At 63.2% G+C, this 13,315-nt stretch carries 13 protein-coding genes; 11 read left to right on the plus strand and 2 right to left on the minus strand.

The annotated features are described in order from the left end of the window. Positions 1 to 10 precede the first annotated feature (10 nt). The 10 genes from DH08_RS15575 (at position 11) to DH08_RS15620 (ending at position 10,308) form a co-directional block, all read left to right on the plus strand. Entirely contained in the window at positions 11 to 1,273 is a 1,263-nt protein-coding gene (locus DH08_RS15575) for an NAD(P)/FAD-dependent oxidoreductase (RefSeq protein WP_192180140.1), read from the plus strand. Positions 1,274 to 1,636: 363 nt separating this feature from the next. Further along, positions 1,637 to 2,845: an amino acid ABC transporter substrate-binding protein gene (locus tag DH08_RS15580; protein WP_192180141.1), complete on the plus strand. Its 1,209-nt coding sequence runs from the start codon at positions 1,637 to 1,639 to the stop codon at positions 2,843 to 2,845. Positions 2,846 to 2,906: 61 nt separating this feature from the next. Continuing rightward, complete coding sequence (locus DH08_RS15585; RefSeq protein WP_192180142.1) at positions 2,907 to 3,773, plus strand: branched-chain amino acid ABC transporter permease; 867 nt, start codon at positions 2,907 to 2,909, stop codon at positions 3,771 to 3,773. Next, a complete protein-coding gene (locus tag DH08_RS15590; protein ID WP_246800862.1) occupies positions 3,770 to 4,738 on the plus strand; it encodes a branched-chain amino acid ABC transporter permease in 969 nt (322 codons plus the stop codon). The genes DH08_RS15585 and DH08_RS15590 overlap by 4 nt, the downstream gene beginning before the upstream one ends. Then, the gene (locus tag DH08_RS15595; RefSeq protein ID WP_192180143.1) at positions 4,735 to 5,466 is read left to right on the plus strand and encodes an ABC transporter ATP-binding protein; all 732 of its coding nucleotides are present in this window, start codon (positions 4,735 to 4,737) and stop codon (positions 5,464 to 5,466) included. The genes DH08_RS15590 and DH08_RS15595 overlap by 4 nt, the downstream gene beginning before the upstream one ends. Then, complete coding sequence (locus DH08_RS15600) at positions 5,459 to 6,175, plus strand: ABC transporter ATP-binding protein (protein ID WP_192180144.1); 717 nt, start codon at positions 5,459 to 5,461, stop codon at positions 6,173 to 6,175. Before DH08_RS15595 ends, DH08_RS15600 begins: the two co-directional genes overlap by 8 nt. Positions 6,176 to 6,225: 50 nt before the next feature. After that, the gene (locus DH08_RS15605; protein WP_192180145.1) at positions 6,226 to 7,224 is read left to right on the plus strand and encodes an SRPBCC family protein; all 999 of its coding nucleotides are present in this window, start codon (positions 6,226 to 6,228) and stop codon (positions 7,222 to 7,224) included. 64 nt (positions 7,225 to 7,288) lie between these two features. Then, positions 7,289 to 8,416: an S-(hydroxymethyl)glutathione dehydrogenase/class III alcohol dehydrogenase gene (locus tag DH08_RS15610; RefSeq protein WP_192180146.1), complete on the plus strand. Its 1,128-nt coding sequence runs from the start codon at positions 7,289 to 7,291 to the stop codon at positions 8,414 to 8,416. Between the two features lie 182 nt (positions 8,417 to 8,598). After that, positions 8,599 to 9,453 carry an S-formylglutathione hydrolase gene (gene fghA, locus DH08_RS15615; protein ID WP_246800863.1) on the plus strand — a complete coding sequence of 285 codons (855 nt, stop codon included), beginning with the start codon at positions 8,599 to 8,601 and terminating at the stop codon, positions 9,451 to 9,453. Positions 9,454 to 9,573: 120 nt separating this feature from the next. Continuing rightward, positions 9,574 to 10,308, plus strand: a complete 735-nt coding sequence (locus tag DH08_RS15620; RefSeq protein ID WP_192180147.1) for an FCD domain-containing protein — start codon at positions 9,574 to 9,576, stop codon at positions 10,306 to 10,308. 150 nt (positions 10,309 to 10,458) lie between these two features. Here the strand turns inward: DH08_RS15620 and DH08_RS15625 are convergent, their stop codons facing one another. Beyond that, positions 10,459 to 11,046 carry a YceI family protein gene (locus tag DH08_RS15625; protein ID WP_192180148.1) on the minus strand — a complete coding sequence of 196 codons (588 nt, stop codon included), beginning with the start codon at positions 11,044 to 11,046 and terminating at the stop codon, positions 10,459 to 10,461. 46 nt (positions 11,047 to 11,092) lie between these two features. Further along, positions 11,093 to 11,956 (minus strand): hypothetical protein, encoded by an 864-nt coding sequence (locus DH08_RS15630; protein ID WP_192180149.1) that lies wholly within the window; start codon positions 11,954 to 11,956, stop codon positions 11,093 to 11,095. Between the two features lie 276 nt (positions 11,957 to 12,232). On the opposite strand from DH08_RS15630, the gene DH08_RS15635 reads away from it, so the two are divergent. Beyond that, positions 12,233 to 13,159 carry an ABC transporter substrate-binding protein gene (locus DH08_RS15635; protein WP_192180150.1) on the plus strand — a complete coding sequence of 309 codons (927 nt, stop codon included), beginning with the start codon at positions 12,233 to 12,235 and terminating at the stop codon, positions 13,157 to 13,159. The last annotated feature ends 156 nt before the right edge of the window (positions 13,160 to 13,315 follow it).

Genomic DNA, 13,315 nt, shown 5'->3' on the forward strand with positions numbered 1-13,315 from the left:
GAGGCCGATCATGTCCCTTGATGCCGATCATCCCGCCGCGGCCAAGCCTGGCGACGAAAGCAGCATCGTCATCGTCGGTGCCGGACAGGCCGGCCTGTCCACGACCGAAAAGCTGCGGGTGAATGGCTTCGCGGGTTCGATCACCCTGATCGGGGAGGAACCGGATGCTCCCTACCAGCGTCCCCCGCTGTCGAAGGCCTATCTTCTGGGCGAACTTGAACGCGACCGCCTGAAGCTGAAAGCGGAGGACTGGTACGCAAAGAACCGCATCGCGTTGCGACTGGGAATGCGCGTTGCATCGATCGACCGTGCGCGGCGGCGCGTCTGTCTGGCCGATGGCGCCATGCTTGACTACGATCGTCTGGTGCTCGCAACCGGGGCGACCGCCCGAAAGTTGCCGCAGGCGATCTCGCGCGGCCTTGCGGGCATCTTCACCATCCGCACGCTCGCCGACATCGATGCGTTGCGGCCGGCGCTTGAAATGCACGGCAAGCTCCTCGTCATCGGCGGCGGATATATCGGGCTCGAGATTGCCGCCGTCGCACGCGGGCTCGGCATGACGGTGGATGTGGTGGAAGCCGCCGATCGCCCGCTCGCGCGGGTGGCCTCGGCGCAAACCGCCACGGCGGTCGAGGCGCTCCACCGCTCCAGGGGCGTGACGTTTCATCTCGGCAAGGCGGTGAGTGAGTTGCTAGGCGCGGACCGGGTTGCCGGTGCCAGGCTCAGCGACGGGACGATCGTCGCCGCCGACGTCGTCGTGGCAGGAATCGGCGGCATGCCGGAAACGTCGTTGGCGGCTGAGGCGGGTCTCGCCATCGACAACGGCATCACCGCCGACGCGTACGGGCGCACGGACGACCCGTTCATCTGGGCCGCTGGCGACTGCGCCAACTTCTCCTTGCCCGAAGGCGGGCTGCGGATGGAGAGCGTCGGCAACGCGATCGACAGCGCCGACGTGGTCGCCCGCAACATCATGGGCGCGCGCCAGCCCTACAGACCGAAACCGTGGTTCTGGTCGGATCAGTTCGATCTCAAGCTGCAGATCGCCGGCCTGTCCCGACCGGACGATACGGTGGTTGTCAGGCAGGGCGCGGGACCGGGACGGTCGCACTGGTACTACCGCGAAGGGCAGCTCGTCGCGGTCGATGGGCTGAATGCGCCGCGCGACTATCTGATCGGTAAGCGCCTCCTTGCCATGTCGGCCAGCCCCGATCCCGCTCAGGTCGCGGATCCGGTGCTGGCACTCGAGGTCTTGGCGAGTGCCGCGAAATGAGGCGGCGCCCGGGCGAGGCAAAGGCGTTCCGTGTCGCCTGCGGCGGACAAATGGGACGAGCCGGCAGACTTCTCGGCATTGACATTCGTAGGCGTATCTGCATACTATAAAGTATCTTAAATGATGCAGTGCGGAACCGGTTTTCCGCAGTGCAACCAAATCAGCAACGATCGGGGCCAACGGCGGCACCACGGGGCGACAGGAAATATCGTCACTTGGAGAAAATAACGAAAATATGTAAGTTTACGAAATTTGCTGGATCGTCGGAGGAAAATGGCCTAAGCAATTTCGCTAGGGGATCGGTCGACCAACTCGCTGGGAGGCGAGGGGAGGCCAACACAACCAGAACTGGGAGGAATTTCGATGTTGCGACGCAGTTTCAACGTACTCATGCTTTCGGCGGCCCTGGCGGCCGGCACGTTCAGCGCGGCCTTTGCGCAGGATCCGGTCAGAATCGGCGTCAGCGCATCCAAGACCGGTCCGCTTGCGGGCGGCGCGTCAGGTGTGCTTTGGCCGAACATCAAGCTGTGGGCCGAGAAGGTGAACAAGGCCGGTGGCCTCAAGGTCGGCGATCAGATGCGGCCGATCGAGATCGTCGAATATGACGACAAGTCGTCGCCGGAAGAGGCGGTCAAGAACATCCAGCGTCTCGCCACCCAGGACCAGGTCGACCTGATCATCCCGCCGTATTCGACAGGCCTCAATCTCGCGACCGCTCCGCTGATCGCGAAATATGGCTACCCGCAGATCGTCTCCACCGGCAATGCCAACGATCTCGATCAATTCGTCAAGCGCTGGCCGAACACCTTCTGGCTGCTCGGCCCGGCGCAGGGCATCGCCGACGGCATCGTCGGCACGCTCAAGGATCTCCGCGACGCCGGCAAGATCGGCAACCGTGTCGCGGTGGTCAACGTTTCCGATGCCTTCGGCCTCGAGATGATCAAGACCGGCAAGCCCGCGCTCAAGGAGGCCGGCTTCGATATCGTCTACGAAACCTCCTATCCGCTCGGCAATCAGGATGTCGCTCCCGTAATCGCCAGCGCCAAGGCGGCCGACCCCGACGCCTTCATCGCCTATTCCTATCCGCCGGACAGCTTCGCTCTCACCGAGCAGGCGCAACTGCAGAAGTTCGACGTCAAAGCGTTCTTCGTCAGCGTCGGCGGCAATCTCGACGGATACGGAAAGCGCTTTGGCGGCGCTGCCAACGGCATCCTGATCATGGGCGGCGTCAATGCGAGCGACCCCGTCTTCCAGGCCTATCGCAAGGAGCACCTCGCGGTGACCGGTCAGGAAGCCGACTGGTGGGCGAGCCCGGTGGCCTATGCCAGCCTGGAGATCCTGCAGCAGGCCGTCGAGCACGTCGGCAGCCTGGACAAGCAGGCGCTCAACAAGGAAATCCAGTCAGGCACGTTCAAGACCGTCATCGGCGATGTCCACTTCGACAACAACATCAACAACAACAACTGGACGGTCGGCCAGTGGAGCGATGGCGTCGTGCAAGGCGTCAGGGCGACCGGCAACCTCCAGGGCGCACAGCCGCCGGTGCTCAAGCCCGCCTGGCGCAGCAACTGATCCGATCCTCCCCAGGGGCCTGGCGTCCTCGTGACGCCGGGCCCGTGACTGCGAGAGTACAATGCTCATCCTGCTGACAGGCCTACTCCTTGGGGGCACCTATACGCTCATCGCGCTCGGGCTCACGCTCCAGTACGGCGTGGCGCGGATCATGAACCTCGCCAATGGCGAGACGCTCGTTGCCGCGTGCTTCGTCACCTTCTGGCTGTATACAGGCTTCGGGATCAATCCGCTGCTGGGCCTGCTGGTGATCGGCCCCGTCGCCTTCGTCGTCAACTGGCTGATCTACACCTGGCTGATGCAGCCACTGGTGAAGCGGGCCAGGAATCGCGGCATGCTCGAGGTCGATTCCATCCTGGCGACCTTCGGACTGCTGTTCCTGTTCCAGGGGCTGATGCTGCAGGCATTCGGCGGGTCCTACTTCAACTACGAGTTCCTCGCCCGGCCATTCTCGATCATGGGCAACTCGTTCGGCCTGAACCGCGTCGTGGCCTTTGTCGCCGCCGCCGTGATCGCAGTGGCTCTCTACCTCTTCCTCTACCATACCGACCGTGGCACGGCGGTTCGCGCCGTCGCCGTCGATCCGCGCGCGGCAAGGCTCGTGGCGATCGACGTGCGCAAGACCGCGGCCTTCGCCTTTGCGCTCGGAGGAGCGATCACGGCCTGCGCCGGCACGCTGCTGTCGACCTTCTACACGTTCAACACGTCGATGGGCGTGATCTTCACCATGAAGGCGCTGATCATCGTGATCATGGGCGGCGTCGGCGACGTGCGCGGCGCTGTTCTTGCGGCCCTCGTCCTCGGCGTGACCGAGACGCTCGTCGCCAGCCTGCTGGATCCCGGACTGACGCTGGCGGCCAACTACACCCTCTTCATCGTCGTTCTGCTGTTCCGGCCGCAGGGCATCTTCGGAAAGCGGCCGGCATGATGAACATCCCGCGCAACGAACTCCTGGCTCTTGGCGCCGGCCTTGCGGGCGCGGCCGTGCTGGCCTTCCTCCCCCTGGTGACCGAGGGGTTCTGGCTGTCGCTCAGCGTCAACATCATGCTCTATGCCGCCATATGCACGGCCTGGGCGCTCTTTTCCGGGCCAACGCACCTTGTCTCGCTGGCGAGCGCCGCCTTCTTCGGGGTCGGAACCTATTCGGTCGCGATCTTTATCGACGTCCTGCCTTTCCCTGCTCTTATCCTCATCGCGGTCGTCGCCGGCGCCTTGCTGGCCACACTGGTCGGATTGGCGACCCTCAGGCTCTCAGGGGTCTATTTCGTGATCTTCACCCTCGGCCTTGCCGAACTCCTCGGCCAGATCGTGACCTGGGTGCAGACCAATTTCGGCGGCGCGATCGGACTCTACGTCTTTACCGATTTCACCGAGACGCATCTCTACTGGATGCTGCTTGCGCTGACGGTAGTCGTCTTTCTGACCGGGTGGCTCATTAACAGATCCAGGCTCGGCTTGGCCTTGCGCATCATCGGCAATGACGAAGCCGTGGCGCGCCATGTCGGCGTCGATACCGCTCGCGCAAGGATCATCCTCTTCGCCGTTTCAGGGGCCTTCATTGCCGTGGCCGGCGCGATCATGGCGCCCCGCTACAGCTACATCACACCAGATGCGGCGTTCAACCCGATGACGTCGTTCCTCGTGGTCATCATGGCACTGCTCGGCGGCACACGCCGGCTTTGGGGACCCCTGGTCGGCGTTGTTCCTTTCACCGTGGTGATGGACTTCATCTCGGGCCACTTCCCGAACCAGACGGCGGTGATCATGGGACTCGCATTTCTGGCGATCGTCTATGTGCTTCCCGACGGCGTCACGGGACAGCTGGAAAGCCTGTTCCGCCGTCGCCCAACCGACAAAAGCTTGCTGACGACAACTGTCGAGGAGGGCAGATGAGCGTTCCTCTACTGACCATCAATCGGGTACGCAAAGCCTTCGGCGGTCTTGTCGCCGTCAACGATGTGAGTTTCGCAGTCGCCAAGGGCGAACTGTTGGGACTGATCGGCCCGAACGGCTCGGGCAAGACCACGATGCTCAACCTTATATCGGGAGCGCTATCGCCGACGTCGGGCAATATCTTGCTGTCCGGTCAACCCATCGCCGGACGTCCGGCCCACAAGATCGCCCGCATTGGGGTCGCCCGAACCTTCCAGCTGGTGCGCGTCCTGCCGTCGATGAGCGCGCTGGAGAACGTCGTCGCCGGCGCTGTCTTCGGGCACAACAGGCTCTGGGGCGCCGAGGCGCTTGCGCTCGCCCGCGATCTGCTGGAGCGGGTCGGGTTGAAAGGCCGCGAGGAGGTTCCCGTCGCGGCGATGACCTACATCGACCAGAAGAGGATCGAGCTCGCCCGTGCGCTTGCGGGAAACCCTCATGTCCTGCTGCTCGACGAATGGCTCGCCGGCCTCAACCCGAGCGAGTTGAGGGTCGGCATAGAACTCATCCGCGAGATCAGCGCGCAGGGTCGGACGATCATCATGGTCGAGCACGTGATGGATGCCATCCGTTCGCTTTGTTCACGCTGCGTGGTCATGAATTCCGGCACGAAGATCGCCGATGGCAGGTCGGCCGATGTCCTGGCCGACCCGGAGGTCGTCCGTGCCTATCTGGGAGACGACGATGCTTGAGGTCTCCAATCTCGGTGTCCGCTACGGACGGCACGTCGCGCTCGAAGGTGTTTCCGCGTGCGTTTCCAAGGGCGAGATCTGCGTTGTCCTGGGCGCCAATGGCGCTGGAAAGTCCAGCTTCCTCGGCGCGGTTGCAGGGCTTGTCGGGACGGAGCCCGGCACCAGCATCGTCATGAACGGCAAGGATGTCACGAAACTCGACGCCCATCTGATGGTGGAGGAGGGGATCGCGCTCGTTCCGGAAGGCCGCGGCATCTTTGGCGAACTCACTGTGGCGGAGAACCTGTGGCTTGGAAGCCATGCCAGGCGCGCGAAAGCCGATGCGGGCAAGATGCTTGATTTCGTCTACGGCCTGTTCCCCCGGCTTGCCGAACGCCCTCGCCAACTGGCGCAGACCATGTCCGGCGGCGAACAGCAGATGGTCGCGATCGGCAGGGCGCTGATGTCGAAGCCGGACATCCTGATGCTGGACGAGCCCTCGCTCGGACTGTCGCCGCTACTTTCCAAAGAGCTGTTCAAATCACTGGCCACCATCGCCGGCGAAGGCTTCGGCATCCTGCTTGTCGAGCAGAACGCGCGGCTGAGCCTGAAGACCGCCGATCGCGGTTACCTGATCGAGACCGGAAGGATCGTCGGCGAGGACACGGCGCCGAATTTGCTCAACGACCCAAAGGTCATGAGCGCCTATCTCGGCGCCGTCGCGCATTAGCGCGCTGCCGCACCCCAAACACAAATCTAGTCCACGAATGAGGATGCTCCATGCGCTTGCTTGAAACCGAGATCGTCATCGACGCGTCGCCACAGACTGTGTGGGCCGTGCTGGACGACATCGGGCGTTACCCCGAATGGAATCCAGCCTTGCCGGCGCTGCGCGGACGCACGACGGTTGGACAGCGCGTCGTCGGAACGCTGCGCCAGCCCAATGTCCCCGAGCGCGAGGTCACGCCGACCATCACCCGCATCGTGGGGGCGCGGGAACTTCGCTGGCTGAGCCAGGCGCCCGGCGGCGTGTTCAGCGCGGAACACATTTTCATCCTGGAGCCGACTGAGAATGGCGGCACGCGGGTGCGCCACAACGAGATCTTCGAGGGTCCGATGGCTGACGAGCGCTGGCCCAGCATCGATACCAACCTGCGAACGGCCTATCACGACTTGAACCGCGCGCTGAAGGCACGCGCGGAAGCTTTGCGTGGCGAGACCGTCGAGCTGCACCCGGCCGTCGAGCGGGATATATCGGCTTCGCTGGTCGGCGCGTTCACCGCGCGCTGCAAATGTGCCAGCGAGCCGGTGGAGATCGCGGTGGATCAGGCCGTGACGCACAATCATCTGTGCGGCTGTTCGAAATGCTGGAAGCCTGCCGGTGCCGCCTTCGCGCAGATCGCGGTCGTGCCGGCGGGCTGCGTCGAGGTGAAGGCGCATGGCGACAAGCTCGAGGCCGTGGACGCCACGCAGAAAATCGAACGCCACCGCTGCAGGTCCTGCGGGACGCATATGGTCGGCAAGGTGTCCGATCCGGATCACCATTTCTACGGCCTCGAATTCGTGCATCCCGAACTGGCGACGGATGAGCGCCAGCCGAAGATCGAGTTCGCGGCCTTTGTGTCTTCGCTCGTCGAGACCGGGATGCCGGCGACCAGCATGGCTAGCGTGCGCGGCGCGCTGGCCCAGGCGGAGATTCCCGCCTATGACGCGTTCTCGCCGGAACTGATGGACATCATCGCCTGGCACAAGGTGAAGCTCGCGCAGGCGGCAGGCTAACGGCCACCGTGCCGCATTGGCCTGTCGTCGGCAGGCCGGAATCGATCGAAATTGGAGAATGCACATGAAAACGCGCGCCGCAGTCGCTGTTGCCGCCGGAAAGCCGCTGGAGATCATGGAGGTCGACCTCGATGGTCCGCGCGACGGCGAGGTGCTGGTCGAGATCAAGGCGACCGGCATCTGTCACACCGATGAGTTCACGCTGTCGGGCGCTGATCCCGAGGGCCTGTTTCCAGCCATCCTCGGCCATGAGGGCGCCGGCATCGTCGTCGATGTCGGCAAGGGCGTCACCTCGGTCAAGAAGGGCGACCACGTCATTCCGCTCTATACGCCCGAATGCCGGCAATGCCCGTCCTGCCTGTCGCGCAAGACCAATCTGTGCACCGCCATCCGCGCCACGCAGGGACAAGGGCTGATGCCGGACGGCTCGTCGCGCTTCTCGATCGGCAAGGACAAGCTCTTCCACTATATGGGTTGCTCGACCTTCTCCAACTTCACCGTGCTGCCCGAGATCGCGCTGGCCAAGGTCAACCCCGACGCCCCCTTCGACAAGATCTGCTACATCGGCTGTGGCGTCACCACCGGCATCGGGGCGGTGATCAACACGGCCAAGGTCGAGCAAGGTGCGACGGCCGTCGTCTTCGGCCTCGGCGGCATTGGCCTCAACGTCATCCAGGGCCTGAAGCTCGCCGGCGCCGACATGATCATCGGCGTCGACTTGAACAACGACAAGAAGCCGTGGGGCGAGAAGTTCGGTATGACGCACTTCGTCAATCCGAAGGAGATCGACGGCGACATCGTCCCGCATTTGGTCAACATGACCAAGCGCGGCGCCGACCAGATCGGCGGCGCCGACTACACCTTCGACTGCACCGGCAGCACCAAGGTGATGCGCCAGGCGCTGGAAGCCTCGCATCGCGGCTGGGGCAAGTCGGTCGTCATCGGCGTTGCCGGCGCCGGCCAGGAGATCTCGACCAGGCCGTTCCAGCTGGTCACCGGGCGCACCTGGATGGGCACCGCCTTCGGCGGCGCGCGCGGCCGCACCGACGTGCCGAGGATCGTCGACTGGTACATGGACGGCAAGATCCAGATCGACCCGATGATCACCCACACGCTGAAGCTCGAAGACATCAACAAGGGCTTTGACCTCATGCATGCCGGTGAGAGCATTCGCAGCGTCGTGGTCTATTGATCGGTATGAGCCACACGCCGCGCTGAAAGCTCTATGTTGCAAAATACGGTGCTTCTCCAGGACTGGCGGAAGCCGCACGGCCATTCCGGACGATCCGTTGGTCGATCCACCAAGCTTGCTGCAATCACGAACGCTGCGGTAGATACCCCGGCCAGGGTTGGCGTTTGGCGGAGAAGGAACACATGCCACAACAGATGAAGCTGATTTCCGCCGCCAAATCACATGGCGGTATCCAGGGGGTCTATTCCCACGCTTCGGATGCCTGCGCCTGCGAAATGACGTTTGCCGTTTTCGTGCCCCCTCAGGCAGCGCAAGGTCCGCTGCCGGTCGTCTGGTACCTGTCAGGCTTGACCTGCACCCATGCCAACGTAATGGACAAGGGCGAGTACAGGCGCATGGCCGCCGAACTCGGCCTGATCGTCGTTTGCCCTGATACCAGTCCGCGCGGGGCCGATGTTCCGGATGAAAAAGACAACTGGCAGTTCGGCTGCGGCGCAGGCTTCTATCTCGATGCGACGCAAGAACCCTACGCCGGGAACTATCGCATGTATTCCTATGTCACCGAGGAATTGCCGGCGTTGATCGCATGGGAATTTCCCGCCGACATGACGCGCCAGGCGATCTTCGGCCATTCGATGGGCGGGCATGGCGCGCTGACGATTGCGTTGAAGAATCCCCAGCGCTTCAAGAGCTGCTCGGCGTTTGCGCCGATCGTGCAGCCAACCACCGCCGGCTGGTCGCGGCCAGCATTCGAAAAATATCTCGGCGGCGACGAGGCGGCATGGCGCGGGCACGACGCCTGCGCGCTTGTCGAGGACGGCGCGCGCTTCCCGGAATTCCTGGTCGACCAAGGTACGGCCGATGGGTTTCTCCAGGACGGTCTGCGGCCGTGGCTGTTCCAGGAGGCGTGCGACCGGGCGGGCATCAGGCTCGTCCTGCGCATGCAGGAGGGCTACGATCACTCCTACTTCTTCATTTCGACCTTCATGGACGATCATCTGCGCTGGCATGCCGAGAGGCTGTTGTCCGACCGCTAAGTTCAATACGCCCTGTTCTTCCCCGTCGGCCGGCGGGTACCCGCGCGCAAAGGGCGACAGGTTTGATTATTTCGAAAATCCGCAGTAATCTCCGCGCTAATTCAACGCGGAGTCGTATGCATGAGCACTACCCTCAAGCCCGCCGGAGAGACACGCGCCGGGGACGTGTTGGCGCGCATGCGGAGCGACATCATCAGCTGCGCCTTGAAGCCGGGAACCAAGCTGCGCTTCGAAACGCTGAAGGAACTGTATGAAGTAAGCTTCTCCACTCTGCGCGAGGCCCTCTCGCGGCTGGTGGCCGAAGGTCTGGTTGTCGCGGAGGGGCAGCGCGGTTTCCTGGTCGCGCCGGTCTCGCTCTTTGACCTCAACGATCTGACGGATGTCCGCGTGCTCATCGAACGGCAGTGCATCAAGCTGGCGATCGATTGTGGCGACGATCGCTGGGAGGCGGACATTATGGCCAATTTCCATCGGATGGATCGCCTGCAAAGCCGGCTTGGCGCCAGCTACTACCTTTCCGACGAATGGGCTTCGCTGCACGGTGCGTTCCACCTTTCCCTCGTCGCGGCGTGCGGCTCGCCGAACCTGCTTGAAATCCGGCAGAAGCTGTTCGAGCGTGCGCATCGCTACCGCAGGATGTCCTCGCAGTTTCGCCCGCAATGGCGGGCAAAGGACGTCGAGCACAAGATGATCATGGATCGGGTCATCGCGCGCGACACGGCCACGGCCCAGGATTTGGTCGACCGGCATATCCGCGAGACGACCGAGAATGTCATCGCCCATGCAAGCCACCTTTTCGCGCAAGGCGGCATGGGCGATTCTTTCAGGCGTAAAGATCCCGTGGCGGCGGAATAGGCCACGGCAAGTCTCACCGACGCAATCCGCCGACGAGAGTTTCTCAATCGGCCGGAAGGAGGCGGACCGCGCCGATGCGCTCCGCTTCACGCCATTGCGCAGAATCGAGGTTCCCGGCAGGCCCGTTGCCTGCCGGAAAGTCGCCGCTGTTTACGAACGGGCGCGCCCTTCGACCTGAATAACGAGGCTCACATCGTCGCCGATCATTCCGAGTGCGGCTTTCATGCCGAAGTCGCTGCGTTTGATCGAAGTGCGCGCGCTGAAGCCGACGACGTGGCTCTTGTCCCACGGGTTTTGGCCTTCCTTGTTGAAGGTGACGTCCAGCGTGACGGGTTTGGTGACGCCGGCGATCGTTAGATCGCCGGCGATCGTGCCGGACTTGGCGTCGGCCGCCTTGAATTCATGCCCGACAAAAGTGATCTGCGGGAACTCCGTTGCATTGAACCAGTCCGCGCCCTGGATGTCGCTATCTCGCTGGCTATTGTTGGTCGAGATCCCTGCTACTTTCACCGCAACATCGAGGCTGCTTTCCGCCGGGCGGGCGGGGTCGAACTGGAACGAGCCCGAGAATTCCTTCGCGATTCCGATCACCTGCGAGAAGCCAAGATGATCGATGAAGAAAGCAATCCCTGAATGCACTGGATCGATATCGAAGGTCCCGGCCGCTGCCCTTTCGGCGGTCAGCGGCAGCCAGGCGATAGTGGCGGCAAGCAAAGTGGTGCGCAGTAAGTTCGACATGGTTGTAGTTCCTCCCTGTTGATGGTTCCGACAGTCCTCTCCCGGCTCATACCGGGAAGCTTGAGCCGTATCGCGCGATCACAGTCGCCAGGGATGCGCCGACAGGCAGCAGGCACATCCCGACAAAAGTGGCGATTCGAACGGCCTTGTTCGTGGCGCGGACCCGGCGCAGGACCGGATCGACGACAAAAGGCGTGACAAAGACCAAGGTGAACACGGCCAGCGCCAGCATGTCGGTCTTGCGCGTGATGAGCGTGACGGTCTGTGCGACCGCGATCATGCCTCCTGCTCCGCCAAGGAGGGATGCGGAGCGAAATCCGAAGTCCGGATTTGAAATATTGGCGGCGACAATGGCAGCGATGGTGGTTGCAAAAAGCAGGCTGAGCTGGAAGCTCGAGGACGATGCTCCCAACAGCGCGATCGGCGCGAATCCGGCGCATGCAATGCCGAGCAGGGTGGCGCGCCTCGTGCCGGATTCGTCCTCGGACTGACCTGTTCCACAGGAAAGGCCATGCATCACCAGCAGGCCCCAAAGTGCTGCCGCCGCCACTTCCGGGAGTGCATCGGGCAGGCGGGCCGTTCCAATATAGGCGGCGGACGCGATCGGCTGGGCAAGGACAAGCGCGCGACCCAGCCCGCTACGGCCCGTGGCCTCGATCAGGACACCGAGTGCTGTTCCGATCACGGCCACGAAGAAGATCTTGTTGACCGCGCCCACAGGCGGGAAAGACGGCACCTTGTTGTAGGTGAGCCAGTAGGCGACAAGGAAGCAGGCCGGCACCAGGAGGTCCGTCCAGATCCGCCCGGCGCGCAGCCAGCGCAGCAGCCCGGCAGCGACAAGCGCCAGCAAACCCACGGTCACCATGCCCAGGATCATCGCTTCCTGTGGCGATCGCGCCAGGCCGCTCATGTCAGCAATCCCGCAGTGCTTGGGACTGTTGTTCAGGGATATCGGCGAAACTCATGGTGGTGCGCATACGTCCTCCCTTCGGCTTGATCTTGCATCCAGCCGGCTCCCTTATTCGATATGTTGACATACCGATTGTTTTTTAGATACTTATTGGTATCTCAAATTATCATGCCTCTGTCAACATCGGTGGCTCCAACTGCGCGGGACCGAGCCGCATCTCGCCAGACAGAGGACCAAGTCGTTGCTGCGCTGGAAGTTTCAAGGGAGGATATCGTCATGACCGATCTGGAACCTGCCGGCCTCGCCGATCTTCGGCTCGCCGGCGGCGCGCAGGGGTTCAACTGGCTTCCCGTCTTCGTTGCCGAGGAGCAGGGCCTTTTCGAAAAGCACAGCGTGCGGATCGTCTACAAGCGCATGGGCAGCGTCGAAAAGGCCACCACGGCCGTTCTCGAGGGCGAAGCGGACCTGGCGATCACGCCACCGGAAGGCGCCGTTGCCGACTTCGTCAGGGGAGGGGAACTGCGCATCGTCGCCGCCAACGCCGTGCGCCTGCCAATGTCCATCGTGGCGCGCCCGGGCATCAACTCGCTCGCCGAGCTGAGAGGTAAAAGGATCGGCACCTCCTCGCTGACGGAGGGGACTGCGATCTACACGCAGATCATGCTGGCTGCGGAAGGGTTGCACTATCCCGGCGACTATGAATTTGCCTTGGCCGGCATTCATACGAAGCGGTGGGAGGCGCTGCAGGCGGGCGACATCGACTGCGCCCCGCAGCCTGCGCCGTGGAACTTCCTCGCCCAGGACCAGGGCTACAGCCTGCTCGGGGAGGTCTGCGCCGCGATCCCCGAGATCCTCTTCACCGCCATCATCGGAAAGGCTTCCTGGCTCGGCGCGAACCGGGACGTCGTCACCCGCTTCCTCAAGGCGCTGATCGAAGCGCATGCGCTCACCAACGAGGCGGCCAACCAAGGCATTGCCCTGCCGATCTTCCAGCGTATCACCACACCCGACAGTGAACCCCTGGCGCGACGGGGGTTGGAATACATGCGCGGCATGGGCATGTGGCCGGACGGCCTTGCCGTACCAGACAAGGCGCTCAGGGCAACGATCGACCTGATGGTCAGGGCCAACCTGCTCGACAAGTCGAAACGCGACGCGGCTGAAGGCGTCTTCGACAGGCGCTATCTGGACGGCGCCGCCTGATCAGCAGCGGCCGGCGAAATTCTCGTCGCGGGTTCATCGTGTCTGAGCACAGGCACCTCGTCTGCGGCCTCGATAGTCGAGGCTGCATTCCAAGGTGATCTGAACATGCTTTGCAGTCGGCAGTCGGCTCTCGGTCCGTGCGGTGCCGGCTTCGGT

The organism is Mesorhizobium amorphae (genome assembly GCF_014843845.1).
GTDB lineage: Bacteria > Pseudomonadota > Alphaproteobacteria > Rhizobiales > Rhizobiaceae > Mesorhizobium > Mesorhizobium amorphae_A.